Consider the following 20,174-nt stretch of genomic DNA (forward strand, 5'->3'; position numbering starts at 1 on the left):
TTGTTTTTTTCAGATTAAAAAATCTTAGCAAGTGAAAATAACTTCCCTCTTTTCGGGTATTATTCATACATTTGTATGACTATATAAACTTTAAGGAGATATAAAGATGAAGAACTTGGTTGTTTTGTCCGGTGCGGGTATGAGCGCCGAGAGTGGCATCAGTACTTTTCGTGATGCAGGCGGGTTGTGGGATAAGTATCCGGTAGAACAGGTGGCTACTCCCGAAGGTTATGCCCGTAATCCGGAACTGGTCATCAACTTTTATAACGAGCGCCGCAAGCAATTACTGGATGTAGAGCCGAATGCCGGGCACATCGGGCTTGCCGGACTGGAGAAGGATTTCAATGTGACAGTTGTTACACAGAACGTTGACAATCTGCACGAGCGTGCCGGAAGTAAACGGGTTATTCATCTTCATGGCGAACTGACAAAAGTTTGTTCCAGTCGCGCCCCTTATAATCCGCATTACATAAAAGAACTGAAACCGGATGAATACGAAGTGAAGTTGGGAGATAAGGCCGGTGACGGTACTCAGCTTCGTCCCTTTATCGTCTGGTTCGGGGAGGCGGTTCCTGAGATTGAAACGGCCGTCAACTATGTGGAAAAAGCGGATATATTCGTTATTATCGGTACTTCGATGAATGTATATCCGGCTGCCGGATTGCTGAACTACGTGCCTCGTGAGGCCGAAGTGTATCTGATAGATCCTAAACCGGTAGATGTACATTCCACGCGGCGGATACATATAATCCAAAAGGGAGCATCGGAAGGTGTGCAAGAGTTGCGTTCGCTGCTTAAACCCTAAGTACGCTTGCCCGTAGCCTATATGTACGTGTCACTTCATTGGCAATGTTGTGCCACTATGATGGCAGGCCTGTGCCTGCTCGATGGCATAAGTGTGCCAATAAGACGGCACATCCGATTTTATTAAACCGTACAAATTATTTTTTCAGTACCGCCCTCAGTACGAACCAGGCATGATAGGCTGCGGTGCTTATCCAGCCGTAATGTTGCGCCATGATGCGGAAGCGCTCCTTGAGCGAGGCTTCCCGGTTCCGGGTAGTCATACCCTCGTCCAGATAGTCTATTATCGTGAGATGAGTATTGTGTAGCGTCTGCGCTTTCTTCATGATACGGATACACCAGTCGAAGTCGGCGGAGAAACGGTACTTCAAATTATATGGTTCTGCTAAAGCGCGCTTGGCAAAAAATGCCTGATGGCAGACAAGCATTCCTTGTTTGAAGCTTTTCCACGTCAGCGTTTCCGGGGCGGACAGACGGCGCATACGGACAAAGTGCCCTTCTTTATCTACCAGAGCCGTTTCGCCATACAGCACATCAGGCAATTCGCTTCCTGTCAATGTATGTACCATTTGTTGCAGCGTATCATCCTCATGGAAACTGTCGCCGGCATTGAGGAAACAAAGGTAATCGCCCGTAGCCAGCCGGATACCTTTGTTCATGGCGTCGTACAAGCCTTTATCGGGTTCGCTTACTACCTGTGCGATGTGATTCTTGTAGCGGTCTGTGATAGAAAGCGTTTTGTCTTTCGAGGCCCCGTCCACAATGATATACTCCACATGGCGGTAAGTTTGCGAGATAACGCTCTGGATAGTGTCTTCCAATACCGCTTCGGCATTGTAGGTCACGGTAATGACGCTGAACTTGGGGGTGAGATGATTATGCATTTCTTCCGGTGACTTTGTTGTACAGGTCGATATATTTTTTAGCGATAGTACCTTCCGAATAGTGGGTGACGGCTTTCCGACAGGCTTGTTCGGAGAGGCTGGAATAATCCGGGTCGGTAAGCGTCCAGTAGATGCCGTTGGCAAAATCTTCGGACGATTTATATTGCGCCACATATCCGTTGTGCAGATGGTCTATCATTTCGGGGATACCGCCTACGTTGAAACCGACACAGGGAATACCGCACGCCATGGCTTCCATAATCATATTGGGCAGGTTTTCTTCCAGTGAGGGAGTGACAAAAAGGTCTACCGCATTATAAATGTCCACTAACTGATGTTCGTTGCTGACGAAATCCAGCGGATAGACTTTGAAAGGCAGTAAGTTCGCCAATTGCTGCGACTCCTTGCCGAAAACGACGACGCCGAGCTTTTCTTTCAGTTCGGGATGCTTTTCCGCCAGCAGTTTGCACGATTCTACCAGATAGTCGATTCCTTTCCGCTTATCCGTTATCTTTACAGAGCCGAACAGAGCGAGCTTGGCATCCTGAGGCAGTTTACATCTGCTGCGCGCTTCTTGCTTGTTGTGCGGCTTGAACAAGTTGGTATTGATGGGATTGGGAATACAGGTAATCGTGTGTCCGGCGAGCAAGGCGCTTTTCTTTGCCAAGCCTTCCAGCCAGTGGCTGCACGTTACGAAGTTGATGTGCCGTCCTTTGTACAAATTCTGTTTTTTGTAGAAAGTCCGGTAGGAGAGGTCTTTTTTGCCGCCATTGCCATGAATGAAAGGACAGTTACGGCACTCCTGCTGATAGCGGGTACACTCGCGGGCATGATGGCAGATACCGGTGCACGGCCACATGTCGTGCATGGTCCACACTACGGGTTTGCCCGATGCGAGGATATTCTCGATGTTTCTCAGAGATAACATCCCCTGATTTATCCAATGAAGATGAATTACATCCGCTTGCTGAAATTCCGGGAGCGAGGTGATGTCCGTACCCGTATTGGCAATATCGACGGCAAAGATATTATCCCGTTTGAAATGGTTGGCTTTCCATATAACGATACGTTCCCAGACAAATTTCCATACCATGCGCCAGTTGCGGCTCAATGAAACTACGGTGATTTGGTCGGTTTGCTTGTCACGTACCAAAAGCTTGGCCTTGATGCCGTTATTCTTGAGCGACTCCATTAGTCTGCTGGCCGCCACGGCTGCTCCGCCGATGCGTTCGGATGTATTGATTAATAGTACTCTCATTTTTGCGGAATGTTTGGACAAAAGTACTGCTTTTGCCGCTTTCTGCTCCATAAATCTTTTATTTTTTTAGTCTGTAACCGCTAAACTCCCTATCTTTGCCGGAGTTAAAAGCCCGTGATGTCGTAAGCAATGAAAATATTGAGGTGGAAAGCGGATTTATCATCGGAGGAAACGGGCTTTTCGTCGTAAGAAACCTATGGCTCATCGGTAGAAAATAAATGTAAGTATGGGAGATAAAGGAATGAAAAGACTGGAGCAACTGTGGCAGACTTTCCTGAGCGTGGTGAAGATACTGTTGCAATCCAAGTGGCGTACGCATTTGCCGTCGTCGTTCAGTAATCCGGAAGAGTTGTTGATACTGGCTAACGGCCCTTCATTGAGCCGTACGGTTCAGGAAGCTCCGGATTTTATAAAAGGCAAGACGTTGCTGGCGGTGAATTTCTGCGTTACCTCCCCTATGTTCGAGCAGCTTCGCCCGGAGATATATCTGATAGCCGACCCTCTCTTTTGGATTGTTCCCGAAAAGCGTGTGCAGTTGTTTCAGACACTTGCCGAAAAGACCGCCTGGCCGATGAACCTGTTTATTCCTGCCCGTGCTTTGAAGAATAAAGAGTGGCAGCCTATGCTGGCCGGTAACCGGAATATCCGCCTCTGCATTTACAATACCACTCCGATAGAAGGTGTACAGGGATTCTGCAACTGGGTGTTCGGTAAAGGTTGGGGGGTACCCCGCCCTCACAATGTGCTGATTCCCTCTATCGCCATCGGATTGCGCCTGCCGTTCAAGAAGATTTATCTGGCAGGTGCCGACCATTCCTGGTTGCCGGAAATCACGGTGACGGACGATAATGTGGTACTGATGCACCAAAAGCATTTCTATGACCGTGACAAGTCGCAGGCGGCGACGGTGACGCAGGAGAACCTGCATAGCGCACGGCTTTATACGATACTTTACCACATGTATGTGGCCTTTAAGTCCTATTTCGTGCTCGAAGCCTATGCTCGACGGTTGAGCAAGGAAGTGATTAACGTTACGCCGGGCAGTTATATAGACGCTTTTAAACGAATGAAGTTATGAAAGACGGAATCATCATTCAGGCACGTACCGGTTCTACCCGGTTGCATAATAAGATACTGCTCCCTTTCTATGGCAAGCAGCGCATTATCGACATCTTAATCGGCAATATCAAGCAGGCTTGTATTGGTAGGACGATTGTCCTTGCCACTACCAACCGCCCTCAGGATGACATATTGGCGGAGGTTGCCCGTGAAGCAGGTATCTGTTGCTACCGGGGCGATGAGGATAATGTGCTCGACCGCTTTATCCGGGCGGCCGCAACGTTCGGCTTAGACCGCTTTATCCGTGTTTGTTCGGATAATCCTTTCCTGCGTCCCGACAGTTTCCTGACGTTTTTCGCGGAACATGACGCCCGGCCGGCGGATTATATTGCCTACGGCTTTGCAGACGGCCGCCCTACCATCAAATCGCATTTAGGCTTGTTTGCCGAGCTGACAACCGCCGACGCATTGCGCCGTGCAGCTGCCGCTACACAGGAGAAGCTGTATATAGAGCACGTTACGATTTACCTCTATACGCATCCCGAAGCGTTCAGTATTCGTCTGCTTCCGTTGCCCGATGAATTGGAAGGCCGGTTAGACCTTCGCTTTACGCTCGATACGATGGAAGATTTTACCTTGCTGCAAGAGCTTTACGCTACTTTCTACGAACAGACCGACCGAAGCGTCCACGCATTGCTCCGGTTGGTGGAAGCGCATCCGGAATATCGTGCCAAGATGCTGGAGAATATTGCAAGGAACGAGAAATTATAAATTTATTATATAAATGAAGAGTACATATATTATCGGAGAAATCGGACAGAACCATAACGGCTCCGTCGATATAGCCAAATTGATTGTCGATTTGGTGTCACGTCCCGTACGCGAAGAAGTCTTTAATCTCGAACTTCGTCCTATGGATGCGGTAAAGATGACCAAACGGGATTTGAATGAAGAGTTGACCGATTCGCAGATGAACCGTCCGTACGACTCTCCCCACTCTTTTGGACGCACTTATGGCGAGCACCGCGCCTGTTTGGAGCTGACGGATGAAGAACATTTTGAAGTTTACAGGCATGCCAAGTCGTTGGGAATGGATTTCGTGGAAACTCTGTGCTCAAAAGGTTGTATGTCTTTATTGAAACTCTTTACGCCCGACCGCCTGAAAGTGGCCAGCCGTGACCTTACCAATCTGCCGTTGCTGGAAGTCATGGCCGAAACCAAAATACCTATCATCCTTTCTACCGGTATGGCGGGTAAGAAGGAACTGGATGACGCATTGGATGTTATCACCCGTTATCACAGCGATATATCCATACTGCACTGCGTATCGCAGTATCCCACCCGGCCCGACAATCTGAATCTGAAAACGATAACCTATCTGAAACGGCATTACGGACAGTATCATATCGGCTTTTCCGACCATACCATTGGCATCGCAGCCCCGGTGGTTGCCGTAGGAATGGGTGCGGAGATTATAGAGAAGCACGTCACCATCGACCGTCGCATGAAAGGAACAGACCAGCAAGGTTCTTTAGGGCCGGATGGCGTAAACCGCATGATTCGTGATATTCGTATCGCCGAGCACTGGCTGGGCAGGGAGGAACTGTATATCGACTCCGCCGTTTCTGCAGCCAAAGTGAAGCTGGAACGTTCCATCGCCACGAATAAGGCGCTGCATCCCGGAGATATTATTATGGAAGAGGATATCCACCTGCTTAGTCCGGGCGATGGCTTTAAGTGGGCGGAGCGTGATAAGGTGGTAGGCCGCCGGGTACGGAAAGAGATACCGCGTAACGAGATTATTTATTCTTCATTGATTGAGGAATGAGACTGCTGGCTGTTGTTGTTCTCTATCATCCCGGTAAAGATTTAGCCGGGAATATCGACAGCTATCTGTCACAGGTGGATAAATTGCTGTTATGGGATAATACGCCCGGAGACGGGCAAGAGCGACTGCCTTTGCCGGATATCAGTCATCCGGAACGCTTGGAGTACAGGGGATGCGGCCGGAATGTAGGCATCGGTGCTGCGTTGAATGATGCCGTGGCTTATGCCCGTGAGTATGGATATACGCATCTGCTGACGCTGGATCAGGATAGTTTTTTTCTGCAAGGCGATTTCCGGCGTTATATAACGGCCATTCAAGAGTATGGAGAGAATAAGCGGATTATTTTCTCCGTGAATTATTTTATAAAATCCCGGCAGTCCTCTCTTTATCCCGTGACGGATACTGTCGATGAGGTTTTTTCGGCCATGACTTCCGGTACTGTTTATCCCGTCGGCCTGTTTGAAGAGCTGGGTGTTTTTATGGAAGAACTATTTGTGTGGGGCATTGATTGTGAGTATTGCTGGCGTGCGGCACGCAGAGGCGTGCGGACGGTTTGTTTCAAAAGTATCCTGTTGCAGCACGATTTGGGATATCAGAAGAAGAAACACCGCTTATTGGGTAAGGAGGTTTTCCCGAACGAATATCCTCCGGCACGTACTTATTATAATGTGCGTAATGGTATGGTGCTTCACAAACTCTATCCTGAAAGTTTGAACCTGAAAGCCCATTTGCGTTATCATTTATATAAACGGATTATCTTTGTGCTTCTGTATGAAAAGCGGAAGATTACTAAATGGAAAGCGCTTTGGGACGGTTATCGTGATGGGAAACGCGGTAGGCTGGGGGAGCGCGGTTGATGGATATTCTTATTTCTTAATCTTAAATATGATAGGTATGCTACCGAAATTAGTGATTACTGATATTGACGGTGTCTGGACTGACGGCGGAATGTATTATACTGCCGAAGGAGACGTTATGAAACGTTTTTCCGTGAAAGATGGTTGGGGAGTGATTTTTCTGCGCGAATTGGATATACCTGTGGCTATTATGACCGGTGAGGATACGCAAATTGTCCGGAAACGTGCCGATAAGTTGAAAATCAACTATTGCTATCTGGGAGTCAAGGATAAAGTGGCACAGGCTGAGGAACTGTGTCGCGAGTTAGGTATTTCATTGGGTGAAGTTGCCTTTATCGGTGATGACTTGAATGATTTGCCGCTGTTGCGCTTGGTGGGTTACAGCGCTTCTCCCGGCAATACGCCTGAATATATAAAACGCGAAGTAAAGTATGTAACGACCGCACACGGCGGTTATGGAGCTTTTCGCGAGTTTGTGGAGAAACTGCTGGCGGACAACGGACGCTTGCAGACTGTCATAGAGCGTTTCTTATAACCGGAATATGTATGTCATATCTCTGTGTTGACGCGGGGAAGCGGTATGTATCGTGAAACGGTTTCTCTTCCCCATGTCAGCATTTTCCCGATTTGTGCTTTTATTCTCTTTCCGGCTTGCCGGGAGCGTAATGTCTCCTGCCGTTTCACATCGTTCAACGTCCATTGCGGCTGGTATTTCAGCAGGCGCTGTTCCGCTTCCTCTATTCGTTGCGGTTGTCCGGAACTGATATAATAACGGATGAGATTCAGGCATATATTGGCATGTGCCTGCCGTAGTCCGTTGTATACATCCGTACGTCTGTCTTTGAAGTAGTCCAAAAGGAACTCTCTGGTGGTAAGTGCGATGTCCAGTCTCCTGTCCATGCCGGTTTCGCTCCATATCCCTTTGCTGTGTTTGCGGTATACGGCCATGGGTTTGCCGAAATAATAGATATTCCCATGTTGTGCATTCAGCAGGTGCAGGGCGTAGTCGCATGAAGTGAACTTGGCAAACCATTCGGGCATTTCCGGATAGTAACATCTTCGGAATACGGATGAAGAGTTGGTAATATAATTGCTTTCGGCAAGGTCGGAGATGGTGGTGATTTTTCTTTGATGTCCGTTGGACAGGCTCTTGCTTCCGTCCTCCTCATAGTAGTTGACTACCCTGTGGAAACATATTGCGAACTGACTGTGGGTGTCCAGAAAATCGGTAGCACGCTGTAACTTGCGCCTGTCAAACCAATAATCGTCACCGTCGCAAACGGCGACGTATTCACCGCGGCAATGTTTGTAGGTCTCCATATAATTGCGCTGGTAACCCAGGTTCTTTTCGTGCCGTATCACGGTGATGAGCTCCGGATACTTTTCCTGGTATCGCTTGCATATTTCGTAGGTACGGTCGGTACTGCGGTCCTCACCTATGATTAGCTCAACGGGGTAGTCGGTCTTTTGGCTTAATACGCCTTTGATGGCAATCTCTATATAATTCTCAATATTATATGCCAGCATAATGACGCTGACTTTCACGGTCTTTTCCATAATCAGTCGCTTTTTCGTTTTAATACTAACCGGATGGCTTCATCCAAGATTGCGGAGCCTAATATCCGGTTGATTCCATAATAGAACAGAATACCGATAACGATTTTCACAGGAAGCAGCAGATAATTTTCCGTCAGGAAGCAGTCCGGTATCAGCAGTATTCCCCACATGATTACGGAGAGAACGGCGTAAGGGGCAATATCCCTTATCTGTTTCAGCCAGCTATACCCTACGGCCTTTCCGATGACAACGATACTGATCAGGTAAATCAATATCTGGGTAAGTGCCAGACAAGCTACCATGATAAGCGCGCTTTGTTTCAGGCTGGCTGCCAGGCAGGCTATAATCAGCAGGGTACGTGCTATTTCCAGTTTGAAGATAAGGTCCGAGCGCCCCTGCACTTTGGCAAAGTTTTGGTTGACGGTACTCAGAATGGTGAAGATTCCTGCCAGACAGGTCAGTTGGAAAAAAGGCACACAACCCATCCATTCCGCTTTCAGTATCAGTGCGATAAACGGATAGGCTACGGATACCATGCCTGTCATAAGGGGGAACGTGAGGAAAGCGGTAAAGCGTATCGTCTTGCGATAAGAACGCAGACTTCTTTCTTTGTCGTTCTGGATATGCGAGAATATGGGGTAAGTAGCTGTCTGCAGGCTGGAGTAGACCGAGCTGATTACCATCAGGCTGAACTTGTTTCCTTGCGAATAATATCCTAATTGAACGGGCGGATATAATTTACCGATAGCTACCGAATAGATATTGGTAAAAATGGAGTTTACCAGACCGGCAAGCAGCAGATTGGAAGAAAAGCCGAATAATTCCTTGATGTGACTTATGCTGAACAATAGTTGAGGCCGCCATTTATTGAAGAACCATAAAAGGACGGTACGCAGGAAGGCCAGTATAACGGGTTGCCACGCCAGCGTCCATACTCCCATACCGCCATATGCCATGGCAAGCGAACCGATGCCGGATGCCGTAAGGGCGATGAGATTAATCTTGGTTAGAATTTTAAAGCTGACTTGCTTGTTGAGTAAAGTGGTTTGTATAAGACTTAGCGAGTTAAAGGGAAGCGCAAGGAAAATAACCCTGGCAAGGTCTGTCAGTAAAGGCTGGTTGAAGAATCCGGCGATGAGCGGAGAGCAGACGAATAACAGCAGATAAAGGCAGACGCTGATGAAGATGTTGAGATAGAATACAGAATTATAGTCTGTTTCGGTAGCGTCCTGCTTGCGGATTAAAGCGGCGCTGAACCCGCTGTCCAGTACGATATTGGCAATTGCGCTGAAAATGGCGAGCATTCCTACCAATGCGTAGTCTTCAACGGAGAGTATGTTGGCTACGAGGACACCGACAATAAACAACAAAACTTGCTGGCCCATACGGTCCAGCAAGTTCCAGAGCAATGCTCCTATTGTTCGTTGTTTCAGTGAAGGCTCACTCATATGGATTATTTTACTTCACTACCGGGCTTTACTTCGCGTAACAATGAGGTTACAGCCAGTGAGCCGTCATAGTTTTCGGCAGAAAGTATCATACCTTCACTCACCAGTCCGTTCTTGAATTGACGGGGAGCCAGGTTGGCGATGAACAGTACCTGCTTGCCTACCAGCTCTTCCGGTCGGTAGTGCTGGGCAATACCGCTGACGATAGTACGGTTTTCCAGTCCGTCGGCAATCTTGAACTTCAACAGTTTCTTCATCTTAGGTACGGCTTCGCATTCCAATACGGTTCCTACGCGGATATCCAATTTCTCAAAGTCCTCGAATGAGATGATGGGTTTGATAGGATTTGCCTTGTAGCCGGCTGCTTCGTTCGCTTTCTTGGTAGCGAGCAGTTTGTCTACCTGTGCCTGGATAACATCGTCCTCAATCTTCTCGAATAACAGTTCGGGGGTTGCCAGTCGGTGTCCGGCGGGCAGCAGGTCTGTATGACCGAGTTCTGCCCAGTCGAAACTGTCCATGTTCAGCATCTTACGGAGCTTTTCGCTGCTGAACGGCAGGAACGGTTCGAAAGCGATGGCAAGGTTGGCGACCAGTTGCAGGGAGATATTCAGAATGGTAGCTACGCGCGGCATGTCTGTCTTGGCAAGTTTCCAAGGTTCTGTATCTGCCAGGTACTTATTACCGATACGCGCCAGGTTCATGGCTTCCTTCTGTGCGTCACGGAATTTGAATACGTCGAGCAGCTTTTCCACTTCTTCTTTTACGTCAGCAAACTCTTTCAGCGTTTCGCGGTCGTAATCGTTCAGTTCGCCGGCAGCGGGTACTACACCGTCGAAGTACTTCTTGGTGAGTTGCAGGGCGCGGTTTACGAAGTTACCGTATACGGCTACCAATTCGTTGTTATTGCGTGCCTGGAAGTCTTTCCAGGTAAAGTCGTTGTCTTTTGTTTCCGGAGCATTGGCGGTGAGCACGTAGCGCAGCACGTCCTGCTTGCCGGGGAATTCTGCGAGATATTCATGCAACCATACGGCCCAGTTGCGGGAAGTGGAAATCTTATCTCCTTCCAGATTCAGGAATTCGTTGCTGGGCACGTTGTCGGGTAGGATATAACTGCCTTCCGCTTTCAACATGGCGGGGAATACGATGCAGTGGAATACGATGTTGTCTTTTCCGATGAAATGAACCAGACGTGTTTCAGGGTCTTTCCACCATTTTTCCCAAGAATCGGGCAGCAATTCTTTGGTATTGCTGATGTAGCCGATGGGAGCGTCGAACCATACGTAAAGCACTTTGCCTTCGGCGCCTTCCACCGGAACGGGAATACCCCAGTCCAGGTCGCGGCTTACGGCACGCGGCTGCAAGCCCATGTCGAGCCAGCTTTTACATTGGCCGTACACGTTGGGACGCCATTCTTTATGGTCTTCCAATATCCACTGGCGCAGCCATGCTTCATGTTTGTCGAGGGGCAGATACCAGTGTTTGGTTTCGCGCATTACGGGTTGGCTGCCGCTGATGGCGCTTTTCGGATTAATCAGGTCGGTAGGGCTGAGGCTTGTACCGCACTTTTCGCATTGGTCGCCGTAAGCGCCTTCTGCGTGGCAGTGAGGGCATTCGCCGGTGATGTAACGGTCGGCAAGGAAAGTCTTGGCTTCCTCATCGTAGTACTGCATGCTGGTCTTTTCAATGAATTCGCCTTTGTCGTACAGTTTGCGGAAAAACTCGGAAGCAGTGTCGTGATGTGTCTTTGAGGTGGTACGGCTGTACACATCGAACGAAATGCCGAATTCTTCAAAAGACTTCTTGATAAGCGTATGATAGCGGTCTACTACATCTTGCGGTGTAATTCCTTCTTTCTTGGCGCGGATGGTGATGGGCACTCCGTGTTCGTCGGAGCCGCCGATAAAGACCACATCTTCTTTTTTCAGTCTCAGGTAGCGGACATAGATGTCGGCAGGTACATAAACCCCTGCCAGGTGTCCGATATGAACGGGGCCGTTGGCATAGGGCAGTGCCGATGTCACGGTGGTACGCTTGAATTTCTTTTCCATTGTATATATGTATCTCTTTTGTTATGAACGCTTTTAAGATGTGCAAAGATAACGGTTTTCTCTCAAACCTACAAAAAGAGGAATATATACTTCTTGCCCGGAACCTTCCGTCTTTGAAAGAGTAAAGAAGAAGTAATATTAAAAGATTATCTTCTTGCCGTTATGCATATAAATTGTATATTTGTACGATTGTCGTACTATACTAATATGAACAGACTATGATAACAAGCCAATTGCTGCATCCTGCCAGTATTGTGGTGGTGGGAGCTTCCAACAATGTACATAAACCCGGCGGGGCTATCTTGAAGAATTTGATTCATGGCGGTTATACCGGAGAACTGCGGGCGGTGAATCCGAAAGAGACTGAAGTGCAAGGCGTACAGGCCTATGCCGATGTAAAGGATATTCCCGATACGGACCTTGCTATCCTTGCTATTCCCGCCGTTCTTTGTCCCGATGCGGTAGAGTTGCTTGCTTCTGAGAAGCGGGTACGTGCGTTCATTATCCTTTCGGCCGGATTTGGTGAGGAAACGCATGAGGGTGCGCTTTTGGAAGACCGTATTCTGGAAACGGCGAATCGGTACGGCGCTTCGCTGATAGGCCCCAATTGTATCGGATTGATGAATACGTGGCATCATAGCGTGTTCAGTCAGCCCATCCCCAATCTGCATCCGCAAGGCGTCGATTTGATATCCAGCTCCGGAGCGACTGCGGTGTTTATTCTGGAGAGCGCGGTTACAAAAGGGCTGCAGTTCAATTCCGTATGGTCTGTGGGCAATGCCAAGCAGATCGGAGTAGAAGATGTGCTGCAATATATGGACGAGCATTTCGATTCGGAAAAAGACTCCAAGATAAAACTGCTTTATATCGAAAGTATAAGCGACCCTGACAGATTGCTGTTCCATGCTTCTTCGCTGATAAAGAAGGGATGTAAGATTGCGGCCATTAAATCCGGCAGCAGTGAGAGCGGCAGTCGTGCGGCATCCTCGCATACGGGAGCTATCGCCAGTTCCGATTCGGCGGTGGAGGCTCTGTTCCGTAAAGCGGGTATCGTACGTTGCTATTCTCGGGAGGAACTGACTACGGTAGGGTGTATTTTCACTTTGCCGGAACTGAAAGGAAAGAACTTTGCCATTATTACCCATGCGGGCGGACCGGGTGTGATGTTGACCGATGCCTTGAGTAAAGGCGGGTTGAATGTGCCGAAGTTGGAAGGCGAGCTTGCCGAAGAGTTGAAAAGCAAGCTCTTTCCGGGGGCTGCCGTTGGAAATCCGATAGACATTCTGGCTACGGGTACGCCTGAGCATTTGCGTCTTTGTCTGGAATACTGTGAGGAAAAGTTTGATAATGTGGATGCGGTAATGGCTATTTTCGGCACTCCGGGTCTGGTTACCATGTTCGAAATGTATGATGTGCTGCATGAGAAGATGCAGACCTGCAAGAAACCGATATTCCCTATTCTCCCGTCTATTAATACGGCAGGAGCCGAGGTTGCCGCTTTCCTCGCTAAAGGCCATGTGAACTTTGCCGATGAAGTAACGTTGGGTACGGCATTGTCGCGCATTGTGAATGCGTCGAAGCCGGCGAATAATGAAATAGAGCTTTTTGGAGTGGATGTTCCGCGCATCCGCCGTATCATAGATTCTATTCCGGGAGACGGCTATATCGAACCGCATTATGTGCAGGCATTGTTACATTCTGCAGGTATTCCTGTGGTAGAGGAGTTTGTATCCGCTAATAAGGAAGAAGCGCTGGCCTTTGCCCGTCGTGCCGGATTCCCGGTGGTGGCGAAAGTGGTGGGGCCTGTGCATAAATCCGATGTAGGCGGAGTGGTATTGAATATAAAGAGCGAACAGCATCTGGCATTGGAGTTTGAACGCATGATGCAGATTCCTGAAGTAACGGGTATTATGGTGCAGCCGATGCTGAAAGGAACGGAACTCTTTATCGGTGCGAAGTACGAAGAGAAATTCGGCCATGTAGTGCTTTGCGGTTTAGGCGGTATCTTTGTGGAGGTGCTGAAAGACGTATCTTCCGGTCTGGCTCCTTTATCTTACGAGGAAGCCTACTCTATGATTCGTTCGTTGCGCGCCTATAAGATTATAAAAGGCACGCGCGGGCAGAAAGGAGTGAATGAGGATAAGTTCGCCGAAATCATTGTGCGCTTGTCTACCCTGTTGCGTTTTGCTACGGAGATTAAGGAAATGGATATTAATCCGCTGTTGGCAACGGAAAAGTATGTAATAGCGGTAGACGCCCGTATCAGAATAGAAAAGAACTAACTTTTTGTTAAAAGTAGGGGCTGTTGTGCAGTATTCTGTTCGGATAGACGTTTATAGTACATAACTTAGACTATGACACGCTATGAAGAAAAGAAAAAAGCAATGGCTCCGGATGTGCAACGGCATGATGTCCGGTGCGTTGGTTCTGCTGGGTTTCACGTCTTGCGATGAAAACAGTACAGGTACGGGGAGATGTGAGTACGGTACTCCTTATGCCAAATATGAAATCAAAGGAAAGGTGATGGGAGAAGACAGGCAGGTTGTATCCGACGCCAGGATTCTCGTGAAGAATATGGCTCCCCAAACCGATAATTCTCGTACCCGTGTCGTTTCATCCGATACGGTCTATACGAAAGAAAACGGAGAATATCTTTATCAGAACACCATAACGGGCTATCAAAACTTCCGTGTTGTTTGCGAAGACCTTACGGGAGCATACGAAGCCGACTCGATGGATATTAAGATGAATCCGACAGGCGGGAGCGGCTGGTATGAAGGAAAAGATAATAAAGAAGTAAACTTTGAATTAAAGAAGAAAGAAAAATAAAACCGGTGGGAGTCCTTTCTGTTCGTAAACGTTTGGCGCTGGAAATCGCGCGTAAGATGCGTAATAACCTGAAAGAGCTGCATCCGTTGAGGCAGCTCTTTTGGGAATGCACCTTACGTTGTAATTTGCACTGTAAGCATTGCGGCAGCGATTGCAGGCGGATGCCGGATATAAAGGATATGCCGGCTGCCGATTTTTTACGGGCTGTCGATTCCATCACTCCGCATATCAATCCGAACGAAGTAAGCATTATCATGACCGGTGGAGAACCGCTGATGAGGGAAGACCTGGAAGAAGTAGGGTTGGAACTCTACAGGCGCGGCTATCCCTGGGGAATTGTTTCCAACGGCCTTTACCTTACCGGCAGACGTTTGGAGCGGTTGATGGCTGCCGGGCTCCATTCCATAACCATCAGTTTGGACGGTTTTGAGCAGGAGCATAATTGGTTGCGCGGTCATCCGGAAAGTTACGGAAGGGCTGTGGAGGCGATTAAGATGTTGGTGCATGAGCCCGAGCTGGTATGGGATGTGGTGACATGCGTCAATCACCGTAACTATCCGTATCTGGATGAATTGAAAACATCTCTTTATCATATAGGTGTCCGGCAATGGCGTTTGTTTACCATTTTTCCGATGGGACGTGCCGCATCACATCCGGAGTTTCAGTTGAGCAATGATGAGTTTACAGGTGTTATGGAGTTCATCAAGCGTATCCGGAAAGAGGGTAAGATGCACGCAAGCTATGGTTGTGAGGGTTTCTTAGGCAGATATGAAGGTGAGGTTCGTGACGGTTTCTTTTCTTGTAATGCCGGAATCAGTGTTGGCTCTATATTGGCGGACGGAGCCATATCCGCCTGTCCGAGCATCCGTAGCGACTATCATCAGGGTAACATTTATCGCGATGACTTTATGGATGTGTGGGAGAATCGTTTTCAATCTTTCCGTAACCGGGAATGGATGAAGGAAGGCCTATGTGCCGATTGCAGCCTTTTCCGCTATTGCGAGGGCAATGGCATGCATCTGCGCGATAATAAAGGCGCGCTGCTTTTCTGCCATCTCGACAGGCTTCATTCTTAATGGAGTTGTCTGTTATGCGGCTTTTCTCTTGGGGAGTTATCCCGCCCAATCTTCCCTATCCAGGTTTCTGTATCCGATCGCTTCGGCCAGATGCGACGGTTGTATCAGTTCACACCCTTCAAGGTCGGCAATAGTGCGTGAGACTTTTAGAATACGGTCGTATGCACGTGCCGAGAGATTGAAGCGGTTCATGGCTGATTTTAGCAGGGCAAGACCATTATCGTCAGGACGGGCATAGCGGGCGAGTAATTTACTGTTCATCTGTGCATTGCAATATATGCCGGGAACTTCGGAATATCTTTCGGATTGAATTTGCCGTGCACGCACTACGCGTTCACGGATATCGGCACTTGACTCGCCGGGGCGTGCATCGGACATTTTCTCAAAGGGCACGGGAATAACTTCGATTTGCAGGTCGATACGGTCGAGCAAAGGTCCTGAGATACGGTTAAGATATTTCTGTACCTGCCCCGGACTGCACACACAGGCTTTGGTGGGATGATTGTAATATCCGCAGGGACAGGGATTCATGGATGCTGCGAGCGTAAAGCTGGCGGGAAATTCCACATTGCATTTTACGCGGGAAATGGTAATTTTCCGGTCTTCCAGAGGTTGCCGTAATACTTCGAGCACATTCCGGTTGAACTCCGGAAGCTCGTCGAGGAACAAGACGCCGTTATGCGCCAGGCTGATTTCTCCCGGTTGCGGGAAACTTCCGCCGCCTGTCATGGCTACCGTGGAGATGGTATGGTGCGGATCACGAAACGGACGTTTGGAAATAAGCCCGCCTTCCTGTCCCAGCTTTCCTGCAACAGAGTGTATCTTGGTTGTTTCAAGGCTTTCGCCTAATGATAATGGCGGCAGTATAGAGGGGAGACGTTTGGCAAGCATGGACTTTCCGCTGCCCGGAGCGCCTACCAGAAGAATATTGTGTCCGCCTGCGGCGGCTACCTCTAATGCGCGTTTCGCGTTCTCCTGCCCTTTTACATCGGAGAAGTCCAGGTCGAAGCTGTTCTGCCGGGTATAAAACTCTTTACGGGTGTCGATATGTACCGGCTTTAATTCCTGTTTACCATTGAAGAATTCGATAACCTCTTTCAGGTTCTCCGCTCCATAAACCTGTAGATTGTTTACGACAGCGGCTTCTCGCGTGTTTTGTTTTGGAATGATGATTCCCTCGAAGCCGAGTTCTCTCGCTTTTATGGCAATGGGAAGCGCTCCTTTAATGGGTTGCAGACTACCGTCCAGGCTTAGTTCTCCCATTATCAGATAACGGTCTGTTTTATCCGATTGAATAACTTCACTGGCGCCCAGCATGCCGATAGCCAATGGTAAGTCATAAGCGGAACCCTCTTTACGGATATCCGCCGGAGCCATGTTAATGACGATATTGCTTGTCGGCATCCGGTAGCCGTTTACTTGCAATGCGGAGATAATGCGTTGGTGGCTTTCCTTGACAGCGGAGTCCGGTAAACCTACAAGATAGAACATACAGCCTCTGGAACTGTTGACTTCGATAGTGATGAGGGTTGCATCAATACCTTGAACAGCCGCTCCAAAAACTTTGATGAGCACGTAATTAAGTGTTTAGTGATTAGCGTTTAGTGATTACTAATGGAAAAGTTATCGCTTTCTTTTCCTTTCTTTCTCTTTCTTCTCTTGTTCTTCTATGTCTTTCAGTTTCTTCTCGATAGCCGTTCCGCTCAGGTTCTTTCCTTCTATTCTTCCGGAGGGGCTGAGCAGTATATTGGCAGGCAGAGCTTTTATGGCGAGTTGTTTCACAAACTCGGTATTCCAGCCGGAAAGGTCACATGTCTGCTCCCATTTCAGGGTGTCTGTTTCAATCGCTTTTTGCCAATTGTCTTTATTGATGTCTAAGGAAACTCCTAAGAGGGCAAACTTCTTGTTCTTTTGTTCTTTCTTATAGATTCTGCGGTAAACGGCATTACTGTCACGGCTCACGGTATCCCAGGAAGCCCAGAAATGTATTAACAGGTATTGGTCTTTGAAGTTAGAACGGGTTATCTGTTTTCCTTTGGCATTGGGCAGGCGGAAGTAAGCGGTTGTTTTTCCGATACCGGCTTTCTCTTCTTCCTGAATGCGGTCGAGCAATTCATCGATATAGGGACGGTCTTTCAATTCTCCCGTCATGTGCTCGGTCAACTTTTTAATTTGGGTATAGTCCGGTTTTTCTTTCTGTACGAAATACTTATCCAGCAGGTAGATGCTGACTAAAGAGGAATGATGCTCATTAATAAACTTGCCGGCTTTCTCTTCCAATACCTTTTCAGAGGGTTTGCCTAATCCTTTCAACTCTTTTTGAAAAGCGCTTAACTCTTCGTTGGGCGTGTTTCCGCTTATCTCCAAACTGTTGAGTTCGGCGGCAGAACCTTTGACATGTATCGTATTCCCCTTATCCATAAAGAAAGGGTATTGACTGCCGTCGCTAAACAATAGCCAGGCAGCTACTAAAGTATCCGGAGAGAGCGTTGCCGAGAATTTATCATTCTCAACGAGCAGGGTATCCATGCGGTCGTACATTTCGTCTGCACCATATATATATAAGGTGTCATTTCCCAACCCTTTGATTTCTCCGCTCAGACTGGCAGTGTCGGAGCTCTTGCCACCGCAAGCGGATAGTATGATAATCAGGAAATATACAAGATAAATATTCTTCATACGGCTTTCTTCTTCTGATACGTTGCTGCGAAAGTAGTTCTTTTTGGTGTGAATAAAAAAAAATGCCCGACATATTTCTATGCCGGGCACTTCTTTTCATCTTATAACCTTTATTATTTGATGATATTCATAAAGTCCGCATTCGTGAAGTATTTGGAGAATTCCAAGTCAGAAGCAGCTTTCTTAGCTAATGAAGAATCTTTAGCAACAGCTTTCTTCAGGTTATCGGTTACCATAGAAGTGTTGTTGATTCTTGCGCCTACAACAGCCATCAGGTAGTCGGTGTAAGCGTCCGGTTTAGCAATGCTTGACAATGTGCTCTTAGCCTTGTTGTAATCCTTAGCGAGGATTTGTGCCAAAGCTGCACTGTTAGTCTTAGTATCGCCAAATGCGTTAACGGCTCTGTCATATTGACCTTGAGCTACATACAGGTTACCCAAAGCTTCGTTCAGTTCTTTAGCGCCTGCAGCTTTACCCAGGTAAGACTCGGCAGCGGCTTTGTCACCCTTAGTCAGAGCGATAAGACCCATGTTCATGTTAGCTTCGGCAGAATTCTTGATAGAAAGAGATTTCTTGAAATATCCTTCAGCCTTGTCAAGGTTACCAGCTTGGTAAGCCAACTTACCGAGGTTGTTATATGCACGGTAGTCGTTCGGATAGATTTGAGTAGCTTTGATGAAGATAGCTTCTTGCTTGGCGGGATCGTTAGTCAAAGTAGTTGCATACAGCAATTCTTCGATGTTCAGTTGCTTAGCGTCGCTATCAGCCAAAGATGCGATTTCTTCGTCAGACTTACCGATTACGTCGTAGTTCAAAGTCAGACGAGAACGACGCAGTTGCGGAAGGATTTCTTCAGCCAAAGTCTTGTATACAGAAGAGATGTTTTTGATTTCCTGTTCTCTTTGTTCGGGATCAGAGTACATTGACAATACGCGGAGAATCAACTCTTTGTCTTGGATGTTGGATTTGCTTACCAATTCCTGGAAGCCTTCCCAGTCTTGCGCAGTGTATTTAGTATCTACGGCAGCTTCGATTTTGCCTTTCTTCAAGTCTCTGTTGATGATTTTAGCAGTGTTGTCCTGACGATTTTCAGCCAGACCCGTATTCAGCTTAACACCACCATCGGGAGAAGCGTATGCGGAAATTTCGATGTTGCTGATTTTCTTGTTAGCTGCATCGTTTACATTCTTAACTTCTTCGTTGAATGCTTTAGCGGTTTTCAATTCGCTTGCACGAACGTTAGCCTGTTGAATCAAGAACATGATGTTTGCATCATATTTTTCTTTGATTATGCGTTGGAAAGCGTCGTCGCCGTTAGCGGGGTTAGCGCTGCCCAAAGTCTGGCCGATCAATTCGGAAGTAGAGATAACACCGTCAGCTACTTTTACGGCAGGGATGGTAACTTCTTTCTTTCCGACTTTGGCTTTGAATTCCAGGTACAGCTCGGATTTAGCCATTTCAGGAACATAGTCGAAAGAAGTCTTCATTGTGTAGCTACCGCCGGCTTTGTAAGAGATAGTCTGGTCGTTGCCTTCCACTTTTTCGCCTTGGAATACGGCAGGCTGACCTTTAGCTTCGCCACCTTCCCATTTCAAAACCGGAGTAACCTCTACTACGGCATTTTTCTTGAAATACTTTTCAGGGAACTTACCGTTAATTGTAGCAGGTACCTTGCCACCCACGGCTTCCAATACTTGCGGAGTCACTGTGAAATAGTCAGAAGACAGTTCACCCATTTTGCTGCTGCATGATGTCAAAACAGCAACAAGTGCCACTAACAAAGGCAGATACAATTTTTTAGTCATTTTAGATATAAATTAATTGTTTGTAATTGAAATTTGTCCATT

Annotated in this window: 17 protein-coding genes; 9 read left to right on the forward strand and 8 right to left on the reverse strand. The window is 47.7% G+C overall.

The window, feature by feature from the left end:
* Positions 1-106 precede the first annotated feature (106 nt).
* Positions 107-805 carry an SIR2 family NAD-dependent protein deacylase gene (locus BHV73_RS10785; protein WP_009122121.1) on the forward strand — a complete coding sequence of 233 codons (699 nt, stop codon included), beginning with the start codon at positions 107-109 and terminating at the stop codon, positions 803-805.
* 136 nt (positions 806-941) lie between these two features.
* On the opposite strand, the gene BHV73_RS10790 is transcribed toward BHV73_RS10785, so the two are convergent.
* Both BHV73_RS10790 and BHV73_RS10795 read right to left on the reverse strand, forming a co-directional pair.
* Positions 942-1,688: a glycosyltransferase family 2 protein gene (locus BHV73_RS10790; RefSeq protein WP_087412133.1), complete on the reverse strand. Its 747-nt coding sequence runs from the start codon at positions 1,686-1,688 to the stop codon at positions 942-944.
* Positions 1,681-2,946: a glycosyltransferase family 4 protein gene (locus tag BHV73_RS10795; RefSeq protein ID WP_039950857.1), complete on the reverse strand. Its 1,266-nt coding sequence runs from the start codon at positions 2,944-2,946 to the stop codon at positions 1,681-1,683. Before BHV73_RS10795 ends, BHV73_RS10790 begins: the two co-directional genes overlap by 8 nt.
* 226 nt (positions 2,947-3,172) lie before the next feature.
* On the opposite strand from BHV73_RS10795, the gene BHV73_RS10800 reads away from it, so the two are divergent.
* Genes BHV73_RS10800 through BHV73_RS10820 form a run of 5 tightly spaced genes read left to right on the forward strand, consistent with a single transcriptional unit; the run spans position 3,173 to position 7,225 of the window.
* Positions 3,173-4,024 carry a hypothetical protein gene (locus tag BHV73_RS10800; protein WP_087412132.1) on the forward strand — a complete coding sequence of 284 codons (852 nt, stop codon included), beginning with the start codon at positions 3,173-3,175 and terminating at the stop codon, positions 4,022-4,024.
* A complete protein-coding gene (locus tag BHV73_RS10805; protein WP_087412131.1) occupies positions 4,021-4,776 on the forward strand; it encodes a cytidylyltransferase domain-containing protein in 756 nt (251 codons plus the stop codon). The genes BHV73_RS10800 and BHV73_RS10805 overlap by 4 nt, the downstream gene beginning before the upstream one ends.
* 13 nt (positions 4,777-4,789) lie before the next feature.
* Positions 4,790-5,833: an N-acetylneuraminate synthase family protein gene (locus tag BHV73_RS10810; RefSeq protein WP_087412130.1), complete on the forward strand. Its 1,044-nt coding sequence runs from the start codon at positions 4,790-4,792 to the stop codon at positions 5,831-5,833.
* The gene (locus BHV73_RS10815) at positions 5,830-6,690 is read left to right on the forward strand and encodes a glycosyltransferase family protein (protein WP_195621307.1); all 861 of its coding nucleotides are present in this window, start codon (positions 5,830-5,832) and stop codon (positions 6,688-6,690) included. The genes BHV73_RS10810 and BHV73_RS10815 overlap by 4 nt, the downstream gene beginning before the upstream one ends.
* A gap of 37 nt (positions 6,691-6,727) precedes the next feature.
* Positions 6,728-7,225, forward strand: a complete 498-nt coding sequence (locus BHV73_RS10820) for a 3-deoxy-D-glycero-D-galacto-nonulopyranosonate 9-phosphatase (protein ID WP_022218528.1) — start codon at positions 6,728-6,730, stop codon at positions 7,223-7,225.
* A 14-nt stretch (positions 7,226-7,239) separates the two neighbouring features.
* Here the strand turns inward: BHV73_RS10820 and BHV73_RS10825 are convergent, their stop codons facing one another.
* From BHV73_RS10825 to metG, 3 genes are read right to left on the reverse strand one after another with little or no spacing between them, the layout of a single operon-like run.
* Entirely contained in the window at positions 7,240-8,247 is a 1,008-nt protein-coding gene (locus tag BHV73_RS10825; RefSeq protein ID WP_286738288.1) for a glycosyltransferase, read from the reverse strand.
* 2 nt (positions 8,248-8,249) lie between these two features.
* Positions 8,250-9,695, reverse strand: a complete 1,446-nt coding sequence (locus BHV73_RS10830; RefSeq protein WP_195621305.1) for a lipopolysaccharide biosynthesis protein — start codon at positions 9,693-9,695, stop codon at positions 8,250-8,252.
* A gap of 5 nt (positions 9,696-9,700) precedes the next feature.
* Positions 9,701-11,743 carry a methionine--tRNA ligase gene (gene metG / locus BHV73_RS10835; protein ID WP_195621303.1) on the reverse strand — a complete coding sequence of 681 codons (2,043 nt, stop codon included), beginning with the start codon at positions 11,741-11,743 and terminating at the stop codon, positions 9,701-9,703.
* A 218-nt stretch (positions 11,744-11,961) separates the two neighbouring features.
* Between metG and BHV73_RS10840 the strand changes: the two genes are divergently transcribed.
* The 3 genes from BHV73_RS10840 (at position 11,962) to BHV73_RS10850 (ending at position 15,648) form a co-directional block, all read left to right on the forward strand.
* A complete protein-coding gene (locus tag BHV73_RS10840; RefSeq protein WP_009122134.1) occupies positions 11,962-14,025 on the forward strand; it encodes an acetate--CoA ligase family protein in 2,064 nt (687 codons plus the stop codon).
* Between the two features lie 82 nt (positions 14,026-14,107).
* The gene (locus BHV73_RS10845; RefSeq protein WP_009122135.1) at positions 14,108-14,572 is read left to right on the forward strand and encodes a radical SAM-associated putative lipoprotein; all 465 of its coding nucleotides are present in this window, start codon (positions 14,108-14,110) and stop codon (positions 14,570-14,572) included.
* A 5-nt stretch (positions 14,573-14,577) separates the two neighbouring features.
* Entirely contained in the window at positions 14,578-15,648 is a 1,071-nt protein-coding gene (locus BHV73_RS10850) for a TIGR04133 family radical SAM/SPASM protein (protein ID WP_195621292.1), read from the forward strand.
* Between the two features lie 36 nt (positions 15,649-15,684).
* On the opposite strand, the gene BHV73_RS10855 is transcribed toward BHV73_RS10850, so the two are convergent.
* The 3 genes from BHV73_RS10855 to BHV73_RS10865 form a co-directional block, all read right to left on the reverse strand.
* Positions 15,685-17,223 carry a YifB family Mg chelatase-like AAA ATPase gene (locus tag BHV73_RS10855; protein ID WP_087412127.1) on the reverse strand — a complete coding sequence of 513 codons (1,539 nt, stop codon included), beginning with the start codon at positions 17,221-17,223 and terminating at the stop codon, positions 15,685-15,687.
* 48 nt (positions 17,224-17,271) lie between these two features.
* Positions 17,272-18,327, reverse strand: coding sequence for a TlpA disulfide reductase family protein (locus BHV73_RS10860; protein WP_195621290.1), 1,056 nt, complete (start codon positions 18,325-18,327; stop codon positions 17,272-17,274).
* Between the two features lie 113 nt (positions 18,328-18,440).
* A complete protein-coding gene (locus BHV73_RS10865) occupies positions 18,441-20,132 on the reverse strand; it encodes a tetratricopeptide repeat protein (protein WP_195621288.1) in 1,692 nt (563 codons plus the stop codon).
* Positions 20,133-20,174: the final 42 nt, after the last annotated feature.

It is taken from the genome of Bacteroides sp. 44_46 (assembly GCF_001915465.1).
Taxonomy (GTDB): Bacteria; Bacteroidota; Bacteroidia; order Bacteroidales; family Bacteroidaceae; genus Bacteroides; species Bacteroides clarus.

Excerpts from the sequence above, each read along its gene's own strand:
- BHV73_RS10785 (WP_009122121.1), top strand. The coding sequence starts at position 107 with ATGAAGAACTTGGTTGTTTTGTCCGGTGCGGGTATGAGCGCCGAGAGT.
- BHV73_RS10790 (WP_087412133.1), bottom strand. The coding sequence starts at position 1,688 with ATGCATAATCATCTCACCCCCAAGTTCAGCGTCATTACCGTGACCTAC.
- BHV73_RS10795 (WP_039950857.1), bottom strand. The coding sequence starts at position 2,946 with ATGAGAGTACTATTAATCAATACATCCGAACGCATCGGCGGAGCAGCC.
- BHV73_RS10800 (WP_087412132.1), top strand. The coding sequence starts at position 3,173 with ATGGGAGATAAAGGAATGAAAAGACTGGAGCAACTGTGGCAGACTTTC.
- BHV73_RS10805 (WP_087412131.1), top strand. The coding sequence starts at position 4,021 with ATGAAAGACGGAATCATCATTCAGGCACGTACCGGTTCTACCCGGTTG.
- BHV73_RS10810 (WP_087412130.1), top strand. The coding sequence starts at position 4,790 with ATGAAGAGTACATATATTATCGGAGAAATCGGACAGAACCATAACGGC.
- BHV73_RS10815 (WP_195621307.1), top strand. The coding sequence starts at position 5,830 with ATGAGACTGCTGGCTGTTGTTGTTCTCTATCATCCCGGTAAAGATTTA.
- BHV73_RS10820 (WP_022218528.1), top strand. The coding sequence starts at position 6,728 with ATGCTACCGAAATTAGTGATTACTGATATTGACGGTGTCTGGACTGAC.
- BHV73_RS10825 (WP_286738288.1), bottom strand. The coding sequence starts at position 8,247 with ATGGAAAAGACCGTGAAAGTCAGCGTCATTATGCTGGCATATAATATT.
- BHV73_RS10830 (WP_195621305.1), bottom strand. The coding sequence starts at position 9,695 with ATGAGTGAGCCTTCACTGAAACAACGAACAATAGGAGCATTGCTCTGG.
- metG (WP_195621303.1), bottom strand. The coding sequence starts at position 11,743 with ATGGAAAAGAAATTCAAGCGTACCACCGTGACATCGGCACTGCCCTAT.
- BHV73_RS10840 (WP_009122134.1), top strand. The coding sequence starts at position 11,962 with ATGATAACAAGCCAATTGCTGCATCCTGCCAGTATTGTGGTGGTGGGA.
- BHV73_RS10845 (WP_009122135.1), top strand. The coding sequence starts at position 14,108 with ATGAAGAAAAGAAAAAAGCAATGGCTCCGGATGTGCAACGGCATGATG.
- BHV73_RS10860 (WP_195621290.1), bottom strand. The coding sequence starts at position 18,327 with ATGAAGAATATTTATCTTGTATATTTCCTGATTATCATACTATCCGCT.
- BHV73_RS10865 (WP_195621288.1), bottom strand. The coding sequence starts at position 20,132 with ATGACTAAAAAATTGTATCTGCCTTTGTTAGTGGCACTTGTTGCTGTT.